Below are 25,593 nucleotides of genomic sequence, written 5' to 3' on the forward strand. Positions count from 1 at the left end.
CCGAGCGGGACGTCCCGCTCGGAGGATGCGAATTTTGAGGATGCCATCATGCGACGAACCATCGAACACGTGGGCTGGGGGCAGCTGACGTATGAAATTCGGGCCATCGTGGCCGTGGCCCAGGAACTGCGGGCCATGGGGGTCCCCATTACCTGGGAAAACATCGGCGACCCCATTGAAAAGGGCGAGCGACTGCCGGATTGGATGAAATCCACTATCGCGGATCTGGCCTTGGAAGACCGCTCTTACGGCTACTGCGCCACCCAGGGCGTGCTGGAGACGCGGGAATTTCTCGCCCAACTGGCCAACGAGCGCGGCAGCTACCAGGTCACGGCCGACGATATCATCCTGTTCAATGGCTTGGGCGACGCCGTGGCCAAGATTTTCGGCTTCTTGCGCCGCGAGGCGCGGGTCATCGGCCCGTCGCCGGCCTATTCCACCCATTCCTCGGCCGAGGCCGCCCATTCCGGTTACGACCACCTCACCTACGAGCTCGACCCGGACAACGGCTGGATGCCGGACCTCCAAGATTTGGAAAACAAGGTCCGCTACAACGACTCCATTGCCGGCATCCTGTTTATCAATCCCGATAATCCTACAGGCGCGGTATATCCGTGTTCCATCATCGAACGCATCGTGGATATCGCCCGGCGCTATGACATCTTTGTGATCGCCGATGAGATCTACGCCAACATCGTCTACCCCGGTCAGGAGACCTGTGCCCTTTCCCAGGCCATTGGCGAGGTGCCGGGCATGGCCTTGCGGGGGATCTCCAAGGAATACCCCTGGCCTGGGGCGCGTTGCGGCTGGATCGAGGTCTATAACAAGGACAAGAATCCGGAATTCAAGGCCTATATCCGCAGCCTGCTCAATGCGAAGATGCTGGAAGTGTGTTCCACCACGCTGCCGCAGCTCTCCATCCCCAAGATCATGGGGGATCCGCGCTATCCCGCCCACTTGGAAGCCCGCCGCCAGATGTTTGCAGCACGGGCGCAGGAGGCTTGGGAAGCGTTTCAAGGTGTCTCTGGAGTACGGGTCATCAAGCCGCAAGGGGCGTTCTACATGTCCGTGCTGTTTGACGACGGTGTGCTCAATGATCGCCAAACCCTTCCCATTGCCAATGCAGAGGTGCGCAAATACGTGGAGCGTATTGTGCAGGGAGTGCCTGCGGACAAGCGCTTCGTCTATTATCTTTTGGGCGCCACCGGCATTTGCGTAGTGCCCCTCACCGGATTCTGCTGTAACCGTAAGGGCTTTCGCGTGACCTTGCTGGAGAGTGACGACGCCAAGCGGCGCTGGACGTGGCGGACCATCGCGGACGCCATCGTGCAGTATGTGGCTTCGGCCTGATACGGAATGCCCATGACGGATTTACCCATTGGGGTGTTCGACTCCGGCATCGGCGGGCTCACGGTGTTGCGCGCCTTGCGTACGGCCCTGCCCTACGAGTCGTTCCTCTATCTTGGAGATACGGCGCGGCTGCCCTATGGCACCAAGAGCCGGGATTCCGTGGTGCGCTACGCGGTGCAAAGCACCCAGGCCCTGTGGGAGCGCGGTATCAAGCTTTTGGTGGTGGCCTGCAACACCGCCTCGGCCGCGGCCTTGGACGCCCTCCAGGCCGCTTATCCCGGGCTCCCTGTGGTGGGGGTGGTAGGGCCGGGGGCGGAAGCCGCCTGCCGGGCGAGCCGCTCCGGACACATTGCGGTCCTCGCCACGGAAGGCACGATCCGGGGAAAGAGCTATGAGCGGGAGATCTTGGCCCGTCGGCCTGAGGCCAGGGTGTATGGCCAGCCCTGCCAGCTCTTTGTGGCCCTGGCGGAGGAAGGGTGGTTCGACGGCGAGGTGACCCGGCGCACCGCCGAGGCGTACATCCGGCCGCTGCTTGCCCAAGCGCCGGTGGATACCATTGTTTTGGGGTGCACGCACTTTCCGGTACTTGCACACGCCATTGCCGCCGCGGCCGGGCCGAAGGTCACCTTGGTGGATTCGGCCCAGATCACGGCACGGTTCGTGGCTCGGATCTTGGAAGAACAAGGGCTTGCTGCGTCAGGGGCCGCTGCGGGCTCCGTTGCCTTTTTTGCCACCGATGGCGCAGAGCGCTTTGCGCGGGTGGGAAGCCTTTTCTTGGGAGAGCACATCGCCGCAAGTGACGTGACCATCCTGGATCTGTGATGCTGTTGGCCGTGGACATCGGTGTGCGTACCGGGCTTGCCCGGCTGAGCGCCCAAGGAGAGGTCCTGTGGTGTCGTTCCCATAATTTGGGAAATGTGACCCGCCTCAAGCGGGCGGTGTACGCCATCCTGACCCAGGAGACAGGCCTCGAGTGGCTGGCGCTCGAAGGCGGAGGTCGGTTGGCGGAAATCTGGGCGCACGCCGGTCGCGCCCGGGGGCTGCGCGTTCTGCAATGCCATGCCCAGGATTGGCGGGCGGATATGCTCCTGCCCCGGCAGTGCCGGGATGGCCGCCAGGCCAAGGCCTCGGCCCGCCGTTTGGCGGAAGCGGCCCTGGCGCGCATGGGCCGTCCGCACCGTACCCCGCTGGACAGCGACGCCGCAGAGGCCGTGCTCCTCGGGATTTGGGCCATGCGCCATTTGGGGATTGCCCCGACGGAGGAAAAACCCATGTATTTTGGAAAACGCCATCTGGAAACGTCCATACCCTGCCGCGACTGTGGGGGGCTCCTTACCTTGCAGCGTCTGTGCCGCGAAGTGCGGCTGGTGTGTCCCAAGTGTCATAACGTCTATTCCCTTGCGGAATACTCTCACGTCATGGACGAAACTGTTGAAGAATTTCTTGCCAATACCTATGCAGATCGAATCTGAAAGTTTCACGCAACCGCGGATCATTCCCCGAAGCGAGCATCCCATCTCCCGCAAAAATATCCATCCTGATGCCCTCAAAGTGATGTACCGCCTGGTGCATCATGGATTTCTCGCCTATTTGGTGGGCGGAAGTGTGCGGGACTTGATCTTGGGGCGCCCCCCCAAAGACTTCGACGTGGGCACCAATGCCACGCCCAATCAGGTCAAGCGGCTGTTCAAGAACTGTTTCCTGGTGGGGCGGCGGTTTCGGCTCGCGCACATCCGCTTTGGCGAGCACGTGGTGGAGACCGCTACCTTTCGGCGCACTCCAGATGTGGATGAGGACGGGGACGTGTGCCTGGTGGAGGACAATTGTTTCGGCACCCCGGAAGAAGACGCCTTGCGCCGGGACTTCACCATCAATGCCCTTTTTTACAACATCAAGGACTTCAGCGTCATCGACCACGTGGGCGGGTTGGAGGATCTCCACGCCCGGGTGGTGCGCGCCATCGGGGACCCCAACCTGCGTTTTCAGGAAGACCCGGTGCGGATGCTGCGGGCCGTGCGCTTTGCCTCGCGGCTCGGCTTTCATATCGAGCCCGCCACCTATCATGCCATCCTGACGCATCACCAGCAGATCCTTCGAGCGCCGGTGCCGCGGCTCTTCGACGAGCTCTTGCGGCTTTTTGCCTATGGCAGTGCTGAGGCGGCCTTCCGCCTGCTCTACAAGACCGGGCTGCTCCATGACCTCATCCCGGAAATCGCGGATTTTCTCGATCACGACCACGGCCAGGATTCGCGGCTGTGGGCGTGGCTCGCCGCCTTGGACGCCACGGTGGTGGCGTCTCCCGAACGCGGCACCCCGGCCGTGAACTTGGCGGTGCTTTTGGCGCCGGCCATTGCTTGGGTGGAAGAGCGCTATCGTCGCGCCGGGGAGGTCGTCCAGTACGCGGCCTTGGTGCGCGACTTGGCCGCTCCGGTGCTTGTGCGTTTGGGTGCGCCCCGGTGGCTTCAGGATCGGGTGGTCATGGTGCTCCAATACCAGAAGCGCTTCGATCCCTTGGCGCGCAAACGCTTTTCCAAGCGCGGCTTCCTGGCCCAGGCCGCTTTTCCGGAGACCTTGACCGTCTTTGAGGTCGCCTCCCGGTGCGGGCACGGGGAAGAGGAAGTGCTCCGCGCCTGGCAGGAGATGGCCCAAAGCGCGCATCTGCCTGCCCCGCGTCCGGAAAAGCCCGCCCGGCGGAAGCGGCGGGGGCGTCGTCCTCGCCGGGCAGGAGTGCGCGGCGCTTAGGAGCGGTCTTCGTCGGGGTCGGGGCGCAGCCAGCCGGTGCGCTCCACCAAGGCAAAGGCAAGAATGCCCAAGACCACGCCTCCCACGGCCTGGATGAGGTTGGGGATGACTTCCGCTAGCGCCCCTTGGAGCCCGATACTGGGCATCAAGGTTTCTCCCGCAAAATAGGTCGCCACCATGGCGCCGCCGCCAAGGCTCGCCCAGAACCAGCGCAGGCGTCCGCTCTGCCGGGCGGCCAGGGCGGCCAGGGCCCCTTCCAGCCCTTTGGCGATCAGGGTGAGGGGTGCAAACAGGGCAAAGCCGCCGAACACGTCGGCCGCGGCCGATCCGAGGCCTGCGGCCAGCGCCCCCCACACAAGCGGCCGCCGTCGGGCCACGGTTCCCAAGACGAATCCGGCGAAGATCACCGCCACGTCGCCCACGTTGAAGTATCCGCGGCTGGGCAGCGGCACGCGCACGAAGAGCGTGGTCAAGCACACGAGAATCGTCAGCGTGAGGGTGAGAATACGGGCATTGGTCATACGTCTTCCTCCTCCAAAAAGGCCATGCGGGCATCGTAGACGCGCATGGTGGTTTCGGTTTGTTGGTACATGGCGGCCAGGGCCGCCACGAGAAGCACCACGAGCCGTTGCCCATGGCGATGGACCCAGCCGCCTTGCGTCAGGTGGGGATCGTGACTGGTCAGCCACCACAACCGTTCCAGGGTGGGGCGGCTTTTGTGGAACAGGGCATGGCTGATGATGAGAAGGCGTTGCCAGCGTTTGGGCAGCGGCAAGGCCACCAGATCGCGCAGGCGGACGGCTGCGGCCGCCAATTGCACGCTCCAAAACGAGTTGGGGAACACCAACGCCTTGCGCAGGGAGTCAAGGGTCCAGTCCGAGCGTCCGCCGGTGCCCAGTGCGTCCAAAATCAGGCCCATGAGCACGAGCATCCCCACAAAGGGAATCAAAAAACGCACGTCTGCCCGCAGACCCGCCCAGCCGCCGCTTCGCAGACGCAGCGCCGCAAGCAGGGCCAGGATCGCGGCCTGGAAGGCAAGGTGATCGTACCACGGCCCAAATACCCCCACGGCAAAGTATGCGGCCACCGTGAGGACCAGGAGCATCACCTTGGGGGCGCCGCTCATGGCTGCACCTCCCGGATGGTGACTGCACGGCCGCGCCGGGTGACGGAGAGACAATGGGTCACCGGCCAGGACCGCACTTGATGAGAGACCAGAAAAGCCGCAGCCACGGGCAGGGCGAGCAGTCGGTGCATCTCTTCGGGAGTCAGGTGGCGGTCGGTTTCATCCAGGACAAGGACATCGCCTGCACCTGCAGGGCCGGCCCATGCCTCTACCAGGGGCCCTCGCGCACGCGGCGCCGGCGTCCCCTGGGCCGCCAGGGCAGCGGCGAGGACGTGGGCCTGGAGGGCAAGATCCTGGGCCACGAAAAATACCTGCAGTCCTTGTTCCTCAAGGCGCGGCAGGAGCACGTGCTCCAAAAACACGGTCTTGCCCGCACCGTTGTCGCCCAGCACTTGGACGATGCTTCCCGCGGGCAGAGTGATGGAAGGGACGTGGAAGGTGAACCCCGGCGGGTCCACGTGAGATTCCCAGGGGCCGAGGTTCATGGAGCGTCCTCCATGAGGATGGTGGCCTGGGGGAGGGCTTCGGCCAACGCGGCCTGCAGCCGGGCGCGGTTGGCGGCGGACACGGCGGCTTGGGCGCGGCGCAGGTCGAGCACGAAGGGCGGACGGTTGCGACAGATTTCCGCCCAAAGCCCTGCAGCCAAGAGCACCTGTTCTCCGCCGGAGTAGCTGTGCACAACACGCTCCAAGTCCACCTCGATGCCGAAGCGTCTTCCCCATAGGGCAAGTCCCGCGGCCGCGGCCTCAGGGGCTTGGGCAAAGAGCAGAATTTCGTTGCCCAGCGTGGTCGTCACCCATAAGGTGTCGGCGTCCAAGGAAAGTACAGGCAGGGAGGTGGGCATGGCTGGTCGCGTCAAATATAGTATCGAGTGCTGGCTCTATCATCCCCGGTCGGGACGGTTTTTGCTGCTCTTGTGTCCTGCCACATCCGTGCACGGCGAGTATTGGCAGCCGGTCACCGGAGGCAGGCTCCCCCATGAAGACCCCCGGGCCGCCTGCGTGCGGGAGGTGGAGGAGGAGACCGGCGTGGTTTTGTCTCCGGAGTCTCTGCACGAAGTGCTCGAAGAATTTTGCTTCTGCATCCCCGAGACCCAGGTGGAACTGCGCAAACCCGTGTACTTGGCGCCAGTAAAGGCCACTTCTGTGCGCGTCTCCGCCGAACACCTGGAGGCCGCCTGGTTTGCGCCGGACGAGGTGCCGCGGCATTTGGGTTGGGACTCCTACCGCCAGACTTTTGCCGCGGTGCGCCTGGCGGCGCAGCGCTTGGCCGACGCGCCTTAGGGCATGCGTCCCACGGCGGCGAGCATCTGGCGCACCTCCGGATGATTCCAGTCCGCGCCGCCGACGTGCGCGTACACGATGCGGCCTTTGGTATCCAAAATATACGTGAGCGGCAGGGTTGTGGCCTGGAGCGGCTCCGGCACGTCCCCGACAAAGCCATAGAGGGGCATGCGCAGGCTTTGGGCCAGGGGGTGACGGGCGATGTCCGCAGGGTCTTCTTCGCTCACACAGTAAACGGCTGCGTCCCCGCTGTCCCACAGGGCCTCGAGGGAAGGCATCTCCTCACGGCACGGTGGGCACCACGTGGCAAAGAGATTGAGTACCGTGACCTTCCCGCGCAGATCGGCGCAGGAGATGAGTTTGCCGGAAAGGTCTTGGAACTGACAGGTGAGGTCCGCCACATTGAGGCCGATGACCCCGCGGGCGGCAGCCTCCGAGCGCTTGAGGGCCGCGGCCTGGCGGGTGGCTTCCTGGGCCGCCTCGTGGCGGGCCTCGACGTCGTTTCGCAGCGTCTGGGCGGACCAGGAGCCGGCCATGAGCTCGATGAGCAGCACGGTGATGGCACCGACCAAAAAACCGGCAACCGAATGTTTGGTGATGATGGCCATTACTTCCTCGTGGAACTGTTGGGTGAGACCAGGGCAGTGATTTCGTCGGCGTTCAGGTGGCGCCAGGAGCCGGGCGGTACGTCCCCGAGACGCACGGCGCCTACTCCTACTCGCCGAAGGCGCAGGATGACAAGCCCAAGGTCCCGGCACATGCGGCGGATCTGGCGGTTGACCCCCTGGCGCAGGGTCATGATGAGGAGGGTATTGGGGCCTTGGCGTCGGGCGGAGACCTCCACCGGCCGCAGGCGTTCTCCTTCGGCCAGGCGCATGCCGCGGCGCATGGTCTCCAGGGCGGCGGCAGGGACTTTTCCGCGCACGAGCACTTCGTAGTGTTTGGGATGTTCGAAGCGGGGGTGGGTGAGGCGCAGGGCCAGATCACCGTCGGTGGTGAGCAGCAGCAGCCCTTCGGACATGACGTCCAGCCGGCCCACGGGAAAGAGGCGGCGGGAAGCGAATTCCGGGGACACGAGGTCGAGGACCGTGGGACGGCCCTGGGGGTCGCGGGCTGTGGTGACCACCCCCACGGGCTTGTGGAGCATGATGACCACGTGCTGTTGCGGCAGCTCCAACGGCCGGCCGTCGAGGGTGACAGTGTCGGCGGGCAAAACCCGGCGGCCCGGCTCGCGGCAGACCTCGCCGTTGACCATCACCCGGCCGGCAAAGATGAGCTCGTCCGCCCCCCTGCGGGAAGCCGCCCCGGCGGCGGCGAGAAAGCGGTTGAGGCGCAGTGCTTCCATGGCCGAAGCCATAGGGCGCAGCGGCATGAGGGGCAAGTGGAGGCACGGACGGAAGTAAGGCTGTCCCCGAGGAGGGGCAGACCGAGACATTGTTAATGAGTTGTTGTCCGGGGAGGGGTGAGCGTAGCGGCCTTGCTCGGCGCAGCTTCATGGACGTTTTCATTTTCAGGGGATGGTAGTTCCCAAAGGTGATCTGTTTTTTGTCCTTCTCGGTGTTTTGCTGTGTTCCGTTTTTTTTGTATATTGGTTGAATTTGTTCCATATTTTTGCATTCTTTGTCCGGCATCAATATAATGTTCTCGGATACATTGCTCTATTGCTGATGGATTTTTTGTTTTAAGGACTTCAAAAATAGTATAGTGCCTTTCGTAAATCTCTTGTGGAGTGAATATGTCGCGCCAATACTTAAAAAGGAGAAACTTGGATACGCCACGGCATGATCTCCTGGCGAGTTTTACAACGAGAGAGTTGTCTGTTTTAGAAAATAAAATGTCATGAAATTCATTGTCTAGTAAAGCGAGTTCATCCTTGTTTCCGTTTGTATCAGCAATATGTTTCATATTAATAATGATTTTTTTTAATCTTGTAAAATCATTCTCGTTAAATAAATTAATTGATGATGCTACAATTGCTCCTTCTAAAACACCTCCAATGAAATAAGAGTCTTGTATTTCTTTTGGGGAAAGAGATGCTATAAATTTTCCTCTTTGAGGAATAGATATGATAAGCCCTTCTTGAACGAGCATTTGCAGTGCTTCTCGAATTGGAGCTCTGCTTATGGAGAGCTTGGATGCGAGTAGTGCTTCGTTGACTTTGTCTCCAGGGTTGAGCTCGCCATTGATAATAGCTTGTTTTATGTATTCAGATATTTGCAGGCTATATGTCTTGATGTTTGCAGACATGGACTGGGATCCTCGTGTTGTTTTTTAATTCGCTGCACGCTAGAGAGGATATTTTGAAAACGCTAAGAGTCAATTGAGAAATAGCCTTCCTTCGTGAAAATTTATTCAGTTGTTTTTTTGAGTAAATATTCGAAGTCAGCTTCTTCAAAACAAAATCGTTCACGAAGTTGCTCTTGGGCGCGAATCCAGTTTCTGGAAATTTCTTGGGCTGCGAATTCAATAATTTGTATATATTTTTGTGAATCTTTTTTAGTGAAAAAAGGAATCTTCCACTTTTTAATGTAATTTTCTGTGACAAGCATTGATAGTACTGATGAAGTTCCAGGCAGGAGACCGCCTCCGGAGACGATATCGTGTAAATCAGCGCTCATATATGTGATGCCTCCAGCATCTTGACTTACCAATAATGCAAGTTCTGCAATAAGTTTGACTTTGTTGTAAGATCTTGACTCTTTTGTAATTTTTTTTCCTATTTCGATGATGCGATCTCCAAATTTTTTTGTAGAAAATCGCATTTCTCCTGTATATCGATGATATGCCGATTGAGAGCATAAAAATGGAATCTGTGCCTTTTTGGCACCCAGGGAAAGTGCGTCATACACAATGGTGTTATCTACATTCGCGTTTGCTCGAATCCATATGCGTTCTTGAGTCTCGCCCTGGCACACGGAAGGAACGTATGCTTTACTCTCGACGACGATGGTTGGGAGGTGATTGAGGCCCAAGGCTTTCATAACCCGGGCCTTTTCTCCCAGCATAATGTTGCCTTCCAGGTCTTCGTCCGGCCCGATCCCTCCTGCATTAGCGTTGGCGATTGCCATGACGGATGCGGGAATCCCCTGGATGTCCACTTGAGCGCCGATGTAGCCACCTATTTTTCCAGGCATATCTTCTGCGCCGAAAATGATGTGGTCCGGGTATGCCGTGCGGAGGGTGTCCATAGCGGCCAGACAACAGGCCGCTTGAAACGCTACGGGAACCTCGAGAACCCCCTGGCCGTATATGCGACCGAAAACGGTGACAGCAGTGGCTTGGCTGTATACGCTGTCGAGTCCGATCTCACGCAGGAGGAGGTCTGCCTCCCATGGGGTCACCCCACGTCGGGCGGTTGCAGTCCCAACACCTCCGCCTTGGGTACACACTCGGATCTCTCCGGTTTGGACATTCGCCGAAGCGTCTTTGATAGTGGTATCTGCAGGGAAGGCGGTTTTGAGAAGCTCCATGACGACCGCGAACCCGGCGGAATCATCCTGAACGAATCCTTGATGACTGTGGACATGCCCGACTCCAGCATGGCCGGAGACAGCGAACAGGCTTTTTCTGGATGAGTAATGTATCTGCATAAGAGGAGAAAAACCCGCTGACGGTTTAAGTTCAGCGGGTATACTTTTTAAATTCCTGGAAGCCAAAGAGAAATTTGCGGTATGAATACGATGAACAGCAAAGCAACAATCATCGTGAACAAGAAAGGAAGTACCGCAATACTCAATTTTTCAATGCTGATATTTCCAATGCTGCATCCTACGAAGAGGTTGACCCCAACCGGCGGGGTCAGAAAGCCCATCGATGCACAAATGATCATGACAATGCCAAAATGAATTGGATCCATTCCAAAATGTTTGACTACAGGAAGAAGAAGTGGCGTCAGGATGAGAATATTTGCTAGCGCGTCCATGAAAGTGCCCATAATGAGCAGAAAAATGATAATAATAGGCAAAAGGACGTATTTGCTGTCTGAAATATTTACGAGAAAATGGACGAGCATATCTGGAACATTATAAAAAAGAAGAATTTGTCCTAATGCTGTTGCCGTGGCTACGACAAGGAATATGGAAGCGGTAGTCAATGCTGTTCCTTTGAGAATTTGTCCTATTTTTTCAAATGTTAAGGTGCGCAGCACAAGGCCCTCTGCCACAAGCGAGTACAGAACGGCGATTACCCCAGCTTCTGTAGGTGTTGTTAGTCCGCCGTAAATTCCTCCAAGTACAATAATAGGGACCATGAGCGCGACGATAGCGTCTTTAAATGCGATGATAATTTCCTTCAACGGTGCACGCTTGCCAGTTCCGGTATAACCGTAGCGCTTGGAAAGGACGTAACTGCACATCATAAGGCTGATCCCGATAAAAATTCCAGGAATTATTCCTGCAATGAAGAGATCCCCAACAGAAACTCCTGCAGTTGTCCCATAGATGATAAGTGGAACACTTGGAGGAATGATGACTCCAAGACACCCTGCTGCAGTATTGACTGCTGTGGAAAAAGATTTGCTATAGCCTTCTTTTTCCATGGATGGGACCATGATGCCGCCCACTGCGGCTACAGTAGCCGGGGCGGATCCAGAAAGCGCTCCGTAAAACATACATGTCAACACAGAGATATGCGCCATTCCTCCGGTGATGTGGCCGACAAGGCTCTTGGAGACCGTGAGCAGGCGTTGGGCCATGCTTCCCTTTTGCATGATCTCGCCCGCCATAATGAAAAACGGAACAGCCATCAGCGGGAACACATCAAGAGAGGTGACCATTTTTTGGACAATGAACTCGTAGGGGAGAATCCCTCCTGCCCAGACGCCAAAGATAACACTCAAGCCAATGGCCACGCCAATGGGAACGCTCAGCAGGAGAAAAATCGCAAGCGAGGCAAATATAAGGATAATTGCAGTATTCATATGGAAAGTAGCTCCTATTTAACTGCCATGGCGGTAAAGTCGATTTCTCCGCGAAAAATGGCCAAAATTCGCTGAAACGTTCGGATGGCCATCAATCCAAGCCCAATAGGAAGACTCAAGTATACCCATGACATGGGAACTTCAAGCGCAGGAGTTTTCTGTCCGGTGCTTTCCAGGAACAAGACCATTTGTGTCCCCCAGACAGCCATGCAGATGCAGAAAAGTATTGTGCAGATATATGCTGCGATAGTTACGTATTTTGCTACAGTAGGTCCGAACATACTGCGTGCGATGGTCACTTCTAAGTGCCTGTCTTTTTGTGTAGCGTAGCTGCAGCCAACATATACGGACCAGATAAAAAGATAGCGGGCAAGCTCTTCGCTCCAGTCCAGTGAGCTTTGGAGTACGTAGCGTCGGAAGACTTGGACAGCGATGATTACGGTCATTCCCGCCAAAAAGGTCGCAGAAACGTATCCTTCGATTTTACTGAACATGTTCTGTCGGATGACACTCATGGGGGTACTCCTGGAAGACCGGCCGCTGAAAACAGCGGCCGGTCGAAGACATTACTGCTTACCGGCGATGGTCGCCTTAGCCTGCTCAATCAAATCCTTGCCAATGCGGTCTTCAAACTCTTTGTAGACGACAGCGGTCGCTTCTGCCCAACGGGCGCGTTCTTCAGGAGGAAGTACGTAGACCTGCACGCCCTTCTTGGGAAGTTCTTCCAGGATCTTGGCTTCGCCTTCACGGATCAGCTTTCTTTCGTAGAGCTTGCACTCTTCAAAAGTGTCCAGGATGAGCTTGCGGTCCTCAGGAGACAAGCTTTCCAGGAATTTTTTGGAAATCATCACCAGGTGCGGGCTGTAGATGCTGTTGACGACGGTCAGGTGGTTGTTCACCTCGGGAAAGTTGTTGTACCAAGCAAGATTGAGGTCGATATCGATGCCGTCCACAGTCTTCTGCTGCAATGCAGTGTAGACTTCACCCCAAGCAATGGGCGTGGGGTTCATGCCAAGGGCCTTGAGGGTTGCGATGTGTGCCTTGGACGCGGTGGAGCGGATCTTCAGGTTTTTGGCGTCTTCAAGGACCTTTACCGGGCGTTGGTTATTCCAAATATTCCGGAAACCGATTTCGATGTAGCCCAGGCCGACGATACCACTGCTTTCAAGCGCCTTGGCGGCTTTCTTTCCAATCGGACCATCGGTGATTTTGTCGGTAGAGGCGTAGTCAGGGAACAAGAAGGGGAGGTCGAAGATCAAGAAATCATCGGAGAACGGGGCAAGATTGGGGGTCGATGCGGATCCCATCTGGAGCATGTTGAACTGCAGTCCTTGGACGACGCTATCGAAGTTGCCAAATTTGGAACTGTCGTAAATATCGACCCGAAACTTGCCATTGGAGCGGCTTTCCACAAGTTCTTTGAACTTGATGAACGCTTGGCCCATGGGATGTTGCGGCACGTTGGGGTGTGCCAGCTTGATAATAATGGGTTCTGCAAAAGCGGATGAGACACTCAGCGCAACGATGGCCACGAAAACAATCGCGATGTTTTTGAGGCGGGACATACGAGACTCCTTGGGTTTTGAAAAACATAGCGTTGAACGTTACCTGGGTTCTGGGCCTCTAGCCATAACGAGAATGCCTGCGCAAGGACGCAGGCATTCTCGTTTTAATCACGAAAAGTATCCAAGTACGCGTACAGCGCAGGGGATCCGCCTGTGTGCAGGAAAAGTATATTGGACCCCGGGGAAAAATAGCCCGAGCGCACGAGATCGATAAGTCCGGCCATGGCTTTGCCGGAATATACGGGGTCCAGCAGGATCCCTTCTGTTCGAGCCAGTAGCTTCACCGCCTCGACCATGCTGTCCGTGGGCAGTGAATAGCCGGGGCCAACGTATCCATCAAAGCAGGTCACTGCTTCCCTTGGAATTCCAGTTACGACTCCCACACGTTCCGCGGTTTTTTCCGCAAGGCTATGCACGATGCCTTCCTGAACTTCTTTAGTGCGGGAAACGTTGATCCCACTTACCGGGATACCTGCGTTACAGCCGACCATGCCTACGACGATGCCCGCATGGGTGCCCGCACTTCCACTGGGGACGACCATGTGGTCGATGTTGAGCTCCATGTCGAAGAGCTGCTGCAGGGTTTCCTGGGCGCAGGCGACATACCCTGTCGCTCCGATGGGGTTGGAAGCCCCTCCGGGAACGATGTAGGGTTTTTTGCCCTGAGCAGCCAGGGTGTCTGCGACTTTTTGCATTTCACCCATCATGTCAGAGCCGCCAGGAACTACGGTGATGCTTTTCACTCCCAAGAGGTGGAAGAGGAAGTTATTTCCCGAAGCGTCGGGACGGTAGCTCCCCTTGACGCGTTCTTCGAGCACCAGGTGGCAATCCAGTCCTTCTTTGACGGCCCAGGAGAGCGTCAGTCGACAATGGTTAGATTGGACAGCCCCGCATGTGATGATGGTATCTGCGCCTTTTTCGAGAGCATCGGCGATGCAAAAGTCGAGCTTACGGGTTTTGTTGCCGCCAGCGCACCCAGGCAGAAGATCGTCGCGTTTGATGAAGATGTTCACTTTTCCCCCTAAAGCCTTGGAAAAGGATGGGGCTGATTCAATGGGGGTAGGAGAGGTGACGTAGCCTCTGCGCGGAAATTTTGCGAGATTCATGTCCGTATCCTTATAAATGGAAGGTGATGGGTTAGTTGGAGGGTTTATAAACAATGGCCTCGATTTCGACTTTGGCGCCCAAGGGTAGTTTGGCGACTTCAAAAGCGCTTCGGGCTGGATACGGCTCGCTGAAGTAGGTGGCGTATACGGCGTTCACCGCCTTGAAGTCATTGATATCTGCCAAAAAAACAGTCGTTTTGACGACGTCTTGCAGTGACGCCCCCGCGGCTTCTGCCACGGATTGAAGATTTTTGAGCGCTTGATGCGCCTGGTCCTCGATCCCCTCAGGAAACGTGCCGGTTTCTTTGTCGATGGGGAGTTGGCCGCTAATGAAAACCAAACCGGGCACGGCGATGGCGTGCGAGTACGGTCCGACGGCTGCCGGAGCTCGTTCTGACGTGACCTGGACTTTGTCGCGCATGAGTCCTCCTACTGTGGGTTATGGGAAGTTTTGTTGTCGATATTATAAATGTCGACATTTTGAAAATTGAGTATTCGGCGTTTTAAGCCAGTGTCAAGAGATTTTTTGCGGTGAAATTACAAACCCAATTTTTTGAATTTGTATAAAATTTCTTTATAGTTGGAGTTTTGTAATGCGTGTTTGGGATGATTGCGCCTCGTGATTTTGTGGGGGGGTGAGGTGTTTTTTCGCGTAGGTTTTTTGGAGAGGGGATGCAGGTGGCGATGGGATCGCTCTTTTTTCAGGGCGTAGGGCTTGCGGCCTGGAATCAAGCCGTGCGCTGCCTCCCGGGTCCTGCACGGCGTCTTGCCTTGATTTTTCCCCCCCCTGCCGCTAGGCGAATACGGTTCGCGCGGCCATCGCTCCGCGCCATCCGACGACCAGTGGCGGGGGCGGAGCAGCGCTCGCGATCCTGGTCCCATCAAGGAGAATGATTTCATGTCCACCACAGAGCTTGCCAAGGGCTACGAGCCCGCCGGCGTGGAAGCGCGCTGGCGTGCCTTTTGGGAAGAGTCGCGCGCCTTTACTCCGGACGTGGAGCGCGCGGGCTCCGCAAAAGCATCCAATTATTCCATCGTGATTCCGCCGCCCAACGTCACGGGCGCCCTGCATATGGGCCATGCCCTCAATATCACGCTGCAGGACATCCTCTGCCGCCACATGCGTCAGCGGGGAAAAAACGTGCTTTGGATCCCCGGCACGGACCACGCCGGCATCGCCACGCAGAACGTAGTGGAACGACGTCTGCTCGCGGAAGGCGTGCGCCGCGAAGATCTGGGGCGAGAGGAGTTCGTGCGCCGGGTGTGGCAGTGGAAGGAAGAGTACGGCGGCCGCATCCTCAATCAGATCCGTCGTCTCGGCGCGAGCGTGGACTGGACGCGGGAGCGCTTCACCATGGACGAAGGGCTTTCCCGGGCCGTGCGCGAGGTCTTCGTGCGCCTCTATGAAGAAGGTCTGGTGTACCGGGGCAAGTATTTGGTCAATTGGTGCCCGCGCTGCCATACCGCGCTGGCGGACGACGAGGTGGAATACGCCCCAGCCCGGTCCACTCTGTACCATCTCCGCTATCCTCTGGCTGAGGGCGAGGGCTTTGTGACCATCGCTACGGTGCGGCCGGAGACCATGCTCGGCGATACCGCCGTGGCCGTGCATCCGGAGGATGAGCGTTACCGGCACTTGATCGGCAAAAAGGTGCGCCTGCCGCTGGTGGGCCGCCTGATTCCCATCATCGCCGACGCCTACGTGGATCCGGAATTCGGGACCGGGTGCCTCAAGGTCACTCCAGGCCATGACATGAACGACTGGGAACTTGGCCGCAAGCACGGCCTGGAGATCGTGAGCGTCATCGACGATCATGGCCGCATGAACGCCAGTGTCCCTGAGGCCTATCAGGGGCTTTCCGCCCAGGAGTGCCGGTCGCAAGTGGTGGAAGACTTGCGGGCCATGGGCCTGGTGGCCGCGGAAGAGCCTTACGAAAACAAGGTATCGCAGTGCTATCGGTGCAAGACGGTCATCGAGCCCTATGTGTCCGAGCAATGGTTCGTGGCGGTGAAGCCGCTTGCCGCCAAGGCGCGGGCCGCGGTGGAAGACGGCCGCACCCAGATCTTTCCCGAGTCCTGGACCAAGACGTATTTTCATTGGCTGGACAATATTCGTGACTGGTGCATCTCGCGCCAATTGTGGTGGGGACATCGCATCCCGGTATGGACGTGCGCGGCGTGCGGCGAGGTCATCGTGTCCCGGGAGGATCCCACGGCCTGCCGCTGCGGCAGCACGGACTTGCAGCAGGACGAGGACGTGCTCGACACGTGGTTTTCTTCGGCCTTGTGGCCGTTTACCACCATGGGCTGGCCGGACAAAACTCCGGAGCTCGCCGCGTTCTACCCGACGTCCATCTTGGTGACCGGTTTTGACATCCTCTTTTTCTGGGTGGCGCGCATGATGATGATGGGGCTGCATTTCATGAATGAAGTGCCGTTCCATGATGTCTATATCCATGCCTTGGTGCGCGATGAGCATGGCAAAAAGATGTCCAAGTCCACGGGGAACGTCATCGATCCCTTGGAGATGATCGACAAATACGGGTGTGACGCCCTGCGGTTCACTTTGGCCTCTTTTGCGGCCATGGGGCGTGACATCAAGCTTTCCGAAGCACGCATCGAAGGCTACCGGCATTTCATCAATAAAATATGGAATGCCGCTCGTTTCACCCTGATGCATGTGGACGGAACGGAGCCGGAATTTGCCCCGGACAAGTCGCTTTCCTTGCCGCATCGCTGGATTTTGCATCGACTGGAGGTGCTCAAAAAAGAATTTTGCGAGCATATCGATGCCTACCGGTTCAATGACGCGGCACAGAGCATCTATACGTTTATCTGGCATGAGTTCTGCGATTGGTACCTGGAACTCATCAAGCCGGAGCTGCATTCCGACGACGCGCACGTGCGCGGCGTGGCCCGCTCCTGTCTCCGGCAGGTGCTCTCCGAGACCTTGATGGTGGCGCATCCGGTCATCCCCTTTGTCACCCAGGAGATCTGGAGCGCCCTGCCCGTGCTCGACATGGAGGACTTGGCCCTGCGTCCCTATCCCGAGGCCCGGCCCCAGTGCGTGGACCCGGAGGCGCAGGAGCAGATGGCCCTGGTGCAAGGGGTGATCACTGCAGTGCGTACCATCCGGGCGGAACTGGGCATTGCGCCGGCGGCCTGGCTTTCGGTGCTGGTCCGGGCGGAGGGCGCGGATGCGGCGCTCATTGAGGCGCAGGAGCGCGCCATCCAGACCTTGGCCCGGGTGCGAGACGTGACCGTGGACGCCGCCGTGGTTCCGCCCAAGGTATGTGCCTCAGCGGTGGTGGCGGGGTGTGAGCTCTTCGTGCCCTTGTCCGGGGTGGTGGACTTTGCCGCGGAAATCGCCCGTCTGACCAAGGAACTCACCAAGCTGGAAAAAGAGCTCGCTGCCGTGACCAAGAAACTCGCCAACGCGGCGTTTCGGGCCAATGCCCCGGCAGAAGTGGTGGCCAAGGAAGAAGCCAAGGCCGCAGAGTGGGGCGCCAAGCGGGAAGCCCTGCTGGCCATGCGGCAGCGTCTGGAAACTTTTGCCCAGGAGGAAGGCTGATGGCCAAGGCGTATCTCATCGGCGCGGGTCCAGGGGACCCGGGCCTGATTACGGTCAAGGGGCAGCGGCTGCTCGCCGAGGCGGACGTGGTCATCTACGACTATCTCGCCAGTCCCGAGCTTTTGGCCGTGTGCCGCGAGGATGCCGAGTGCATCTACGTGGGCAAGAAGGGCGGGGATCACACCCTGCCGCAGGAGGAGATCAATGCCCTCATCGTGGCCAAGGTGCGGGAAGGCAAGAACGTCGCCCGGCTGAAAGGCGGGGACCCGTACATTTTTGGCCGCGGCGCGGAAGAGGCGGAGGAGCTTTTGGCCGCAGGCCTTGAATTCGAAGTGGTGCCTGGGGTGACGTCTGCCGTGGCGGGCCCTGCGTATGCGGGCATCCCGCTTACGCATCGCAAGTACGCCTCCTCGGTGTCCTTCATCACGGGCCACGAAGACCCCACCAAGCCGGACTCGGCTCACAACTGGCAGGCCTTGGCCACGGGCACCAGCACCTTGTGCTTTTTCATGGGTGTCAAAAATCTGCCCTATATCACCGGTCAGCTCCTGAAGCACGGCATGCGGCCGGACATGCCGGCGGCCTTGGTGCGTTGGGGCACCACGCCGCGGCATCGCTCCTGGGTGTCCACGGTGGCCGAGATCGCCGACGTGGCGGCACGGGAGAAGATCCAAGCCCCGTCCATGCTGGTGGTGGGGGAAGTCGTGCGCCTGCGGGACACCCTTAATTGGTTCGAGCGCCAGCCCTTGTTTGGCAAGGGAGTGGTCATCACTCGGGCGCGGGAGCAGGCCAGCGACCTCAAGGAGCAATTGCAGCGGCAGGGGGCCTTTTGCCACGAGTTTCCCACCATCGCGGTGCGCCCGTGCTGGGATACCCCGCAGACCCGGGAGGCCATCGCCCATCTGGCGGAGTTTGGCTGGGTGGTGTTCACTTCGGTCAACGGCGTGCGCGCCTTTTGGGACGCCTTGGCTGCGTGCGGCCGCGATAGCCGCGCCTTGGCGGGGTGTCGGGTGGCGGCCATCGGCCCGGCCACGGCGCAGGAACTGACGCAGCGGGGAATTGTCCCGGATTTCGTGCCCGAGCGTTTTGTGGCGGAATCGGCCCTGGAAGGGCTGCTTGCCCGCGGCGCAGCCTCTGGGGCCGTACTCATCCCCCGGGCGCGGGTGGCGCGGGACGTGCTCCCGCAGGGCCTCTCCCAGGCCGGGGCGCGGGTGGAAGTGCTCCCCATGTACGAGACCCATTTGGCTGAGGCGGATGCGGCGTCCACGTTGGAACTCTTGCGCGAAGGCATGCTCCATTATGTGACGTTCACCAGCTCTTCCACGGTGGAGAATTTTTTCGCCCTCCTGGCGCCGGAAGTGCTGCGGCCGTTCGTGGATCAAGGCTTGCGGCTGGCGTGCATCGGTCCGGTGACTGCGGCCACCTTGGAGCGCTTTGGATTTTCCGCTCATGTGCAGCCGAGTGACTACACCATCCCGGCCTTGGTGCAGGCATTGGTGGAGGACGCCGCGTGAGGCTCGGGGTTTTGGTTTCCGGTTCCGGCTCCAACCTGCAGGCCATCCTCGACCGGGTGCAGGCAGGCCACGTGCCCGGGACCACGGTGGCTTTGGTGCTTGCCAATGATCCGGCGGCATACGGATTGACGCGGGCGCGGAACGCCGGAGTGCCTACGGCCTGTGTGGACCACCGCGGGTTTTCCTCCCGGCAGGACTTTGATGCGGAGCTGGTGCGCCGCCTGGTGGACGCTGGCGTGGATACCGTGGCCCTGGCCGGGTTCATGCGCATCCTCACCCCGGTCTTCTTGGATGCCTTTGCGGGTCGGGTGCTCAATATCCATCCCGCCATTCTGCCGGCTTTTCCTGGGGTCCACGCTCAAGGCCAGCAGGCGGACTATGGCGTGCGCCTGGCAGGGTGCACGGTGCATTTCGTGGATGAGCATATGGATCACGGCCCCATCATCATTCAGGCCGCAGTACCCGCCACCCCGCAGGATACGCCCCAGAGCCTTGGTGAGCGGATCCTCGCCTTGGAGCACCGCATCTATCCGCAGGCCTTGGCCTGGTTGGCGTCGGGACGCATCACGGTGCGCGGCCGCCAGGTGGAGGTCGCCGGGGCAGACTACGCTGGAGGCGGGCGGTACTGGACGGTTCCGACGTTGGAGCCGCCCTTTGATGCGGACTGGGCTGCAGCCTCGTGACGCCCCTCGTGCTATGAGATCCACGTGCTGACGGAGGAATGCTATGGGATTTCATCTGGAAATCACGGATGCAGAGAAGACGGCGTGTAAGGCCCTGGCCCGCTATGCCATTGCCCGGCGCCTGGGTTTGGAGGCGTCCCGGCCGGATACCAGCGCGCCGCTTTTTGCCCAGGAGTACGGCGCATTTGTGACTTTGAAGCGTCATGGCCAGCTTCGGGGCTGCATCGGCAACGTGAGCGCCGCAGGCCCCCTGGTCGAGACCATCGAGCGCATGGCCCAGGCCGCGGCCTTCGAGGACCCGCGCTTTGCGCCGTTGGAGGCCGCGGAATGGGAGTCTTTGGAGATCGAAATCTCCATCCTCGGGCCCATCACCCTGTGCCCGGACCCCAGCTTGGTGGAAGTGGGGCGCCACGGCCTCATCGTGCGCCGAGGTTTCCATTCGGGATTGCTTCTGCCGCAAGTGGCGGTGGAATGGGGGTGGGACCGGGAGACCTTTTTGGATCACACCTGCCTCAAGGCCGGGCTTCCGCGCGGGTGCTGGAAAAAGCCGAAAGTGGAGCTCTGGTGGTTCGAGGCCGTGGTCTTTTGACTGCGCCGCTGTTTGTGCTTGATGCGCCCGCCGTTGTGGCGGGCGCGCTGCTTTGAAGGTCGAGCCGTGCTTCAGCGTGTGGCTGCGGGCTTTTTCCAGATGAGTCCTGCTTGCCGGCCCGTGGTGTGGGCGCGCCGGTAGGAAAAGAAGAGGAGAGAGGAGGCGGTGCAGAGATCGATGCTGAAGATCTGTCGTCCAGGGACGCCGGCGGCCATGAGCTGGTCGCGGGTGAGCTGCCAGAGGTTGACCCGGCAGGTGGCAGGGTCGAAGTAGCGGCGGAACATGGGGTCCCACTCCTTTTCGAAGTGGACGAATTCGCTGGCCCCGGGCCCAAGGCTTGGGCCGCGTACGGCCAGGACCTCGCTGGGATCGAGGCCGTAGGTGCTGCAAAAGGCGCGCACCCCGTGCAGGGGAAAGGCCGCAGCATTCCCCCGCCAGCCGCAGTGCAGGGCCGCGAGGAAGCGACCTTGGGTGTCGGTCATCAGGATGGGCTGGCAGTCCGCGGTCTTGATGACCAGGGCTACTCCCTCTTCGTGGGTCATGAGCCCGTCGGCTTCGCGGCTGCCGCCGGTTTCCGTGGCGTCCGTGCCGTCATCGGGCACGACCACGACGCCGTGTACCTGTTGGAGTTCCTGCCAGCGGGAAAAGCCCAAGGCATTGCGCAGCGCCCAGCGGTTGGCGCGCACACTTTGGGCGTCGTCGCCTACGTCGAACGAGAGATTGGCCTCGGCATAGGGGGGGCGGCTTATTCCCCCACGGCAGGTGGTGAAGGCGACGCCGATATGGGGCAGTCCTGGGAAGTGGAAGTCGAGGAAGACTGGGGACATGGGAAGATCTCCAGGGTGCGGGTAGGGGTGAGGATGCGGCGTACGGGCTGGTCCCACGGCGCTGCAGGGAGGAGGTCGACGACCTGAAAGTCATAGGCAAGACCTATGCTGCAGACCTGAGGATGCGCGGCCAGGTAGCGGTCGTAGAAGCCGCCGCCGTAGCCCAGACGAAAGCCCCGAACATCGAAGGCCAGGCCAGGGACCAGCACCCAGTCCGGGACGTTGGGGGCTGGCTCGGCGCGCCCAGGATCCGGCTCGAGGATGCCGAAGCTTCCGGGGACGAGGTCTTCGGCGGCAGCCACACGAAACCAGTCCATGACCCCGGGGCACTGGGCGCGGCAGCGGGGGGCGAGGACTTCGACGCCGCGTTGCCAGAGGGCGTGGATGGTGGGCCAGGTGTCCAGCTCGCCGCGAAACGGGATGTACACGGCGACTGCGCACGGCAGGGGCTGCGCCAGAAGGCGTGCGCACAGATCCCTGCCCGCCTGGTGGCGTTCGGCCTCGGAAAGGGCGAGGCGCCGCGCGCGCATGGCGTGGCGTATCTGGGTGCGCAGACTTGCGTTCTCCGGACAGGACATGCAAAGACCCTCAAAAATTCGTCGTGCGGACTTCGATAGGGAGCGCGTCTCTCCCTGTCCAGTCCGGGCCGCTGTGGAGGATGCATGGAAGAGTGTGTGTGGATTGTGGTCGGCGACGTGCATGAGAACGTGGCTTTGGTGGACGCGGTCCCTGAGATCCCTCAGGCGGCGGCGGTCATTATCAGCGGGGATTTGACCAATGTGGGCGGTAAGGAAGCCGCGTGCCGGGTGCTGGACGTCTTTGCGCGTCGAAGCCCCCAGGTCTTGGCGCAGATTGGCAATATGGACACCTCCCAGGTGGCATCGGAGCTCGACAGCCGGGGAATCAACATCCACCGCCAGGTGCGGGAACTGGCCCCAGGCGTGGGGCTTGTGGGGGTTGGATACTCCACGCGCACGCCCTTCGGCACCCCTTCGGAGGTGGATGAGGCGACCATGGCGGCGTGGGCCCGGGAAGCGCTGGAAGCTGCAACCGCGCGTTTTGCCCACGTGCTCTTCGTGGTCCACACCCCGCCGCATGCGACGGCCACCGATCGTCTGGCCAGTGGCGTTTCCGTGGGCAGCCCCGGGGTGCGCGCCGCCATCGAGGCCTTTGCCCCGGAGGTGGTGGTGACCGGCCATATCCACGAGGGCCGGGGAGAAGACTGGATTGGCACCAGCCATATCCTCAACCCCGGTGCTTTTGGCCAGGGCGGCTACGTGCTCGTGCGTCGTACCCCGCAAGGGCTCCAGGCTTCGCTGCAGCAGGTGGGGAGGCGGTCGTGAATCTCAAACTCTATTCCTGGAATGTGAATGGCTTTCGTTCCGTCATCACCAAGGGGTTTTGGGATTGGTTCGCCCAGGCGGACGCGGACGTGGTCTTTTTGCAAGAGGTCAAGGCGAACCAAGCACAAGTGTCGGATGCCCATTGGCAAACGCCAGGTTACCAATGCATTTGGAATGCCGCTTCCCGGAAGGGGTATTCGGGAACTGCGTGCTACACCCGCATCGAGCCGGACGCGGTGCGCTTGGACCTGCCTGACCCCAGGTTTCGCGACGAAGGGCGTCTCATCGAGTTGGAGCTTCCGTGGTTCACGCTTTTCGGGGCGTACTTCCCCAACGGCCAGATGAGCCCGGAACGCTTGCAGTACAAACTCGATTACTACGATGCCTTTTTGGCCCGCGCGGAGGAGGTGCGGGCGAAAAAGCCGGTCATCGTCTGCGGAGACTTCAATACCGCGCACCAGGAGATCGATCTCAAGAACCCCAAACAAAACGAGGACCGTTCCGGGTTTTTGCCCGTGGAACGCGCCTGGATCGATCGCTTCATCGCGCATGGCTATGTGGACACCTTTCGTGCCCTGCATCCTGACGCCCGGGACGCCTACTCCTGGTGGAGCTACCGCTTTGGCGCCCGCCGCCGCAATGCGGGGTGGCGTATCGACTATTTCTTCGTGTCCGAAGAATTGCTGCCCATGGTGCGTCGTGCCTGGATCGAGCCGGAGGTCATGGGCTCGGACCATTGTCCGGTGGGCTTGGAGGTGGAGGTGTCATGACCGCACCGCAGATGCCGGATCCACCCGTGGAGGGGACGGCGCGTAAGCGGGCCATCATCCGCGCTGCCCAGCGTCTCTTTGCGCGGCATGGCTATGCGAAGACCACCATCCGCATGATCTCCCGCGAGGCGCAGGTGGCCTTTGGCCTGGTGGCCCACCATTTCGGCAACAAGGAAAACGTCTTTCTCGCCGCCGGGGCCGCGCTCATCGACGAAGTGCTCGCCTTCATCCGCGCGCGCTCGCTCCAGGCAGCCAGCGGCGCTGAGGCCCTCGCATGTTTTGTGGAGCTGTACTTTACGTTTACCCAAGAGCACCACGACATCTTCCCCACCCTCATCCGCTGCTCTCCCTTTAGCGACGACAACCCAGGGCTTGATCGCCAGCGCATTGGCCGCAAGTTCCAGGAGCTCATCGCCGAGATCGAGTCTTTGGTGCGCCGGGGCCAGGCCGATGGGAGCCTGGTTCCGCACGCCGATCCCCACGCCATGGCGCTTTTCGTGTACGCGGCCATGGTGGGGGCGGTGCGTACCGTATTTTTGGCCGGATTTGCCGACGCCGCTTTTTTTGACGCGACTCGAAGTTTCATCCTGCGCGCTGCAGGTGCTCGTATGGAGGGCTGATATGGGCCGGCGCCGTCGTGCCTCGCAAAAGGCCGTCAAACCTCGCCCCAGGAAAGCGGGGTCCCAGTCGTGGGCCCCGCATGCAGCCCCCTGGAGCGCCGTGGGCCGCGACCTGGACCCCGAGGCCGTGGCCCAGATGGAGGCGGCCTGCACGCTGCCCGTGGCAGTGACAGGGGCGCTTCTGCCTGACGCCCACGTGGGGTACGGGCTTCCCATCGGCGGAGTGCTGGCCGTGCGCGGGGCGGTGATCCCGTATGGGGTGGGGATGGACATCGCCTGCCGCATGCGCCTCTCGGTATTGGACTATCCGGTGGCGGCTGTGGAGCGGGAGCAGGAACGGTTGGCGGGCATCCTCCTCCAGAACACCCGCTTTGGTGTAGGCGCGCACATGGATCCCCCGCTTGCGCATCCGGTCATGGACCGGGATTGGGGTGTGTCCCCGGTCACTCGACAGCACAAGGATCTTGCCTGGCGGCAGCTCGGCACCAGCGGTGCGGGCAACCACTTCGTGGAGTGGGGCGTGGTGGAGCTCGCCGATCCTTTGGGGCCGTTGGCGCCGGGACGGTATTTGGGGCTCTTGTCCCATAGTGGCAGTCGCGGCGTGGGCGGCGAGGTGGCGCGGTTCTATTCGGCCCTTGCCCGCAGCCTGCATCCCGAACTTCCGGGGCACGTGGCCCAGCTTGCCTGGTTGGATCTCATGAGTGAGGAAGGGCAGGAATATTGGGCGGCCATGGAACTCATGGGCTGTTACAGCGCCGCCAATCACGAACTCATTCACCAGCGGGTGGCCGCGGCATTGGGGACGCAGGCCGTTTTTGTGGTGGAAAATCACCACAATTTTGCTTGGATGGAAGACGTGGGCGCAGAGCGCCTGGTGGTGCACCGCAAAGGGGCGACCCCGGCGCGGTCAGGTGTGCTCGGCGTCATCCCCGGGACCATGATCCATCCGGCATACGTGGTGGAGGGCTTGGGTGCGCGACAGACGGTGTGTTCCGCGTCCCATGGGGCAGGGCGATGTTTGGGCCGCAAGGAGGCCCTGCGCCGGTTTTCGCGCCGGCAATTGGACGATGTGGTGCGTCGGGCCGGGGTGCTGCTCCTCGGTGGGGGCGTGGATGAAATCCCCCTCGCCTATAAGGATATCCGGGAAGTCATGGCCGCGCAGCGGGACGTGGTCCGTATCCGGGCGATGTTTTTTCCGCGTATCGTGCGCATGGCGTAAAAAAGTGGTTTTTCGCAAAAAAAGTTGTGTAAACAGCCAATGAAAATGTCACCTTTTTGGGACGGTTTGGGACAATAAAAATGTCATGGTTTCCACCAATGGTTGTTGTTCCCCTACCAAGTCCCCGGAGTTGTCTCCTGGGGGTTATGAATCGCCCTCGCTATGGGTTCACGAGGGTGAAGATACCAGTGCCATGAGGATTCTGCCGCAGGGGAGGTCTGCTCCCGTTCCTGGGCCCCTCTTGCCAACGATTTTTCCTCAGAAGCCGGTTCTTCCGAAGATTTTCCCGTGACAACGGGGACAAGGACAAAGGCCTCTCCGTCCGCCAGCGCCATGAGCTCGTCATCAAGCTTTTCGACCACGGTGA

Annotated in this window: 28 protein-coding genes; 13 read left to right on the plus strand and 15 right to left on the minus strand. The window is 60.0% G+C overall.

The window, feature by feature from the left end; all coding sequences use genetic code 11:
- Positions 1–48 precede the first annotated feature (48 nt).
- Genes BR00_RS09945 through pcnB form a run of 4 tightly spaced genes read left to right on the plus strand, consistent with a single transcriptional unit; the run spans position 49 to position 4,092 of the window.
- The gene (locus BR00_RS09945) at positions 49–1,350 is read left to right on the plus strand and encodes a pyridoxal phosphate-dependent aminotransferase (protein ID WP_496477442.1); all 1,302 of its coding nucleotides are present in this window, start codon (positions 49–51) and stop codon (positions 1,348–1,350) included.
- 12 nt (positions 1,351–1,362) lie between these two features.
- A complete protein-coding gene (murI, locus tag BR00_RS09950) occupies positions 1,363–2,172 on the plus strand; it encodes a glutamate racemase (RefSeq protein WP_496477443.1) in 810 nt (269 codons plus the stop codon).
- On the plus strand, positions 2,172–2,822 hold the full coding sequence (locus tag BR00_RS09955) for a dual CXXC motif small (seleno)protein (RefSeq protein ID WP_496477444.1): 651 nt from the start codon (positions 2,172–2,174) through the stop codon (positions 2,820–2,822). Before murI ends, BR00_RS09955 begins: the two co-directional genes overlap by 1 nt.
- Positions 2,806–4,092: a polynucleotide adenylyltransferase PcnB gene (gene pcnB / locus BR00_RS09960; RefSeq protein WP_496477445.1), complete on the plus strand. Its 1,287-nt coding sequence runs from the start codon at positions 2,806–2,808 to the stop codon at positions 4,090–4,092. The genes BR00_RS09955 and pcnB overlap by 17 nt, the downstream gene beginning before the upstream one ends.
- Here pcnB and BR00_RS09965 read toward each other — a convergent pair.
- Genes BR00_RS09965 through BR00_RS09980 form a run of 4 tightly spaced genes read right to left on the minus strand, consistent with a single transcriptional unit; the run spans position 4,089 to position 6,062 of the window.
- The gene (locus BR00_RS09965) at positions 4,089–4,613 is read right to left on the minus strand and encodes an ECF transporter S component (RefSeq protein WP_496477446.1); all 525 of its coding nucleotides are present in this window, start codon (positions 4,611–4,613) and stop codon (positions 4,089–4,091) included. The genes pcnB and BR00_RS09965 overlap by 4 nt on opposite strands.
- Entirely contained in the window at positions 4,610–5,218 is a 609-nt protein-coding gene (locus BR00_RS09970) for a hypothetical protein (RefSeq protein WP_496477447.1), read from the minus strand. Before BR00_RS09970 ends, BR00_RS09965 begins: the two co-directional genes overlap by 4 nt.
- A complete protein-coding gene (locus BR00_RS09975; RefSeq protein ID WP_496477448.1) occupies positions 5,215–5,703 on the minus strand; it encodes an ATP-binding cassette domain-containing protein in 489 nt (162 codons plus the stop codon). Before BR00_RS09975 ends, BR00_RS09970 begins: the two co-directional genes overlap by 4 nt.
- Positions 5,700–6,062, minus strand: coding sequence for a hypothetical protein (locus BR00_RS09980; protein ID WP_496477449.1), 363 nt, complete (start codon positions 6,060–6,062; stop codon positions 5,700–5,702). The genes BR00_RS09975 and BR00_RS09980 overlap by 4 nt, the downstream gene beginning before the upstream one ends.
- Between BR00_RS09980 and BR00_RS09985 the strand changes: the two genes are divergently transcribed.
- Entirely contained in the window at positions 6,061–6,501 is a 441-nt protein-coding gene (locus BR00_RS09985; protein ID WP_496477450.1) for an NUDIX domain-containing protein, read from the plus strand. The two genes, BR00_RS09980 and BR00_RS09985, sit on opposite strands and share 2 nt — an antisense overlap.
- Here BR00_RS09985 and BR00_RS09990 read toward each other — a convergent pair.
- The 9 genes from BR00_RS09990 to BR00_RS10030 form a co-directional block, all read right to left on the minus strand.
- Positions 6,498–7,109, minus strand: a complete 612-nt coding sequence (locus tag BR00_RS09990; protein ID WP_496477451.1) for a TlpA family protein disulfide reductase — start codon at positions 7,107–7,109, stop codon at positions 6,498–6,500. The genes BR00_RS09985 and BR00_RS09990 overlap by 4 nt on opposite strands.
- Complete coding sequence (locus BR00_RS09995; RefSeq protein WP_496477452.1) at positions 7,109–7,873, minus strand: pseudouridine synthase; 765 nt, start codon at positions 7,871–7,873, stop codon at positions 7,109–7,111. Before BR00_RS09995 ends, BR00_RS09990 begins: the two co-directional genes overlap by 1 nt.
- A 65-nt stretch (positions 7,874–7,938) precedes the next feature.
- Positions 7,939–8,748, minus strand: a complete 810-nt coding sequence (locus tag BR00_RS10000; RefSeq protein ID WP_496477453.1) for a GntR family transcriptional regulator — start codon at positions 8,746–8,748, stop codon at positions 7,939–7,941.
- A 101-nt stretch (positions 8,749–8,849) separates the two neighbouring features.
- Complete coding sequence (locus tag BR00_RS10005) at positions 8,850–9,971, minus strand: hypothetical protein (RefSeq protein WP_496477454.1); 1,122 nt, start codon at positions 9,969–9,971, stop codon at positions 8,850–8,852.
- Positions 9,972–10,138: 167 nt separating this feature from the next.
- Positions 10,139–11,419 (minus strand): TRAP transporter large permease, encoded by a 1,281-nt coding sequence (locus tag BR00_RS10010; protein ID WP_496477455.1) that lies wholly within the window; start codon positions 11,417–11,419, stop codon positions 10,139–10,141.
- Between the two features lie 14 nt (positions 11,420–11,433).
- Positions 11,434–11,934 carry a TRAP transporter small permease gene (locus tag BR00_RS10015; protein ID WP_496477456.1) on the minus strand — a complete coding sequence of 167 codons (501 nt, stop codon included), beginning with the start codon at positions 11,932–11,934 and terminating at the stop codon, positions 11,434–11,436.
- 51 nt (positions 11,935–11,985) lie between these two features.
- Entirely contained in the window at positions 11,986–12,984 is a 999-nt protein-coding gene (locus BR00_RS10020; RefSeq protein ID WP_496477457.1) for a TRAP transporter substrate-binding protein, read from the minus strand.
- 104 nt (positions 12,985–13,088) lie between these two features.
- A complete protein-coding gene (cuyA, locus tag BR00_RS10025) occupies positions 13,089–14,090 on the minus strand; it encodes a D-cysteate sulfo-lyase (protein WP_496477458.1) in 1,002 nt (333 codons plus the stop codon).
- Between the two features lie 31 nt (positions 14,091–14,121).
- Complete coding sequence (locus BR00_RS10030; protein ID WP_496477459.1) at positions 14,122–14,511, minus strand: RidA family protein; 390 nt, start codon at positions 14,509–14,511, stop codon at positions 14,122–14,124.
- Between the two features lie 477 nt (positions 14,512–14,988).
- On the opposite strand from BR00_RS10030, the gene BR00_RS10035 reads away from it, so the two are divergent.
- Genes BR00_RS10035 through amrA form a run of 4 tightly spaced genes read left to right on the plus strand, consistent with a single transcriptional unit; the run spans position 14,989 to position 20,447 of the window.
- The gene (locus tag BR00_RS10035) at positions 14,989–17,661 is read left to right on the plus strand and encodes a valine--tRNA ligase (RefSeq protein WP_496477460.1); all 2,673 of its coding nucleotides are present in this window, start codon (positions 14,989–14,991) and stop codon (positions 17,659–17,661) included.
- The gene (gene cobA / locus BR00_RS10040; RefSeq protein ID WP_496477461.1) at positions 17,661–19,175 is read left to right on the plus strand and encodes a uroporphyrinogen-III C-methyltransferase; all 1,515 of its coding nucleotides are present in this window, start codon (positions 17,661–17,663) and stop codon (positions 19,173–19,175) included. Before BR00_RS10035 ends, cobA begins: the two co-directional genes overlap by 1 nt.
- Positions 19,172–19,858, plus strand: coding sequence for a phosphoribosylglycinamide formyltransferase (gene purN / locus BR00_RS10045; protein ID WP_496477462.1), 687 nt, complete (start codon positions 19,172–19,174; stop codon positions 19,856–19,858). Before cobA ends, purN begins: the two co-directional genes overlap by 4 nt.
- Before the next feature lie 43 nt (positions 19,859–19,901).
- Complete coding sequence (amrA, locus tag BR00_RS10050; protein WP_496477463.1) at positions 19,902–20,447, plus strand: AmmeMemoRadiSam system protein A; 546 nt, start codon at positions 19,902–19,904, stop codon at positions 20,445–20,447.
- Between the two features lie 71 nt (positions 20,448–20,518).
- Here amrA and BR00_RS10055 read toward each other — a convergent pair whose 3' ends face one another.
- Together BR00_RS10055 and BR00_RS10060 are read right to left on the minus strand one after the other, a co-directional pair.
- Positions 20,519–21,274 (minus strand): purine nucleoside phosphorylase YfiH/LACC1 family protein, encoded by a 756-nt coding sequence (locus tag BR00_RS10055; RefSeq protein ID WP_496477464.1) that lies wholly within the window; start codon positions 21,272–21,274, stop codon positions 20,519–20,521.
- A complete protein-coding gene (locus tag BR00_RS10060) occupies positions 21,193–21,852 on the minus strand; it encodes a 5-formyltetrahydrofolate cyclo-ligase (protein WP_496477465.1) in 660 nt (219 codons plus the stop codon). Before BR00_RS10060 ends, BR00_RS10055 begins: the two co-directional genes overlap by 82 nt.
- An 84-nt stretch (positions 21,853–21,936) precedes the next feature.
- Between BR00_RS10060 and BR00_RS10065 the strand changes: the two genes are divergently transcribed.
- The 4 genes from BR00_RS10065 to BR00_RS10080 are packed head-to-tail and all read left to right on the plus strand — an operon-like array spanning position 21,937 to position 25,226.
- Entirely contained in the window at positions 21,937–22,617 is a 681-nt protein-coding gene (locus BR00_RS10065) for a metallophosphoesterase family protein (RefSeq protein ID WP_496477466.1), read from the plus strand.
- Complete coding sequence (locus tag BR00_RS10070) at positions 22,614–23,387, plus strand: exodeoxyribonuclease III (RefSeq protein ID WP_496477467.1); 774 nt, start codon at positions 22,614–22,616, stop codon at positions 23,385–23,387. Before BR00_RS10065 ends, BR00_RS10070 begins: the two co-directional genes overlap by 4 nt.
- Positions 23,384–24,007, plus strand: coding sequence for a TetR/AcrR family transcriptional regulator (locus tag BR00_RS10075; RefSeq protein WP_496477468.1), 624 nt, complete (start codon positions 23,384–23,386; stop codon positions 24,005–24,007). The genes BR00_RS10070 and BR00_RS10075 overlap by 4 nt, the downstream gene beginning before the upstream one ends.
- A 1-nt stretch (position 24,008) precedes the next feature.
- The gene (locus BR00_RS10080; RefSeq protein ID WP_496477469.1) at positions 24,009–25,226 is read left to right on the plus strand and encodes an RtcB family protein; all 1,218 of its coding nucleotides are present in this window, start codon (positions 24,009–24,011) and stop codon (positions 25,224–25,226) included.
- The last annotated feature ends 367 nt before the right edge of the window (positions 25,227–25,593 follow it).

This window comes from Thermodesulfomicrobium thermophilum DSM 16697 (assembly GCF_059568695.1).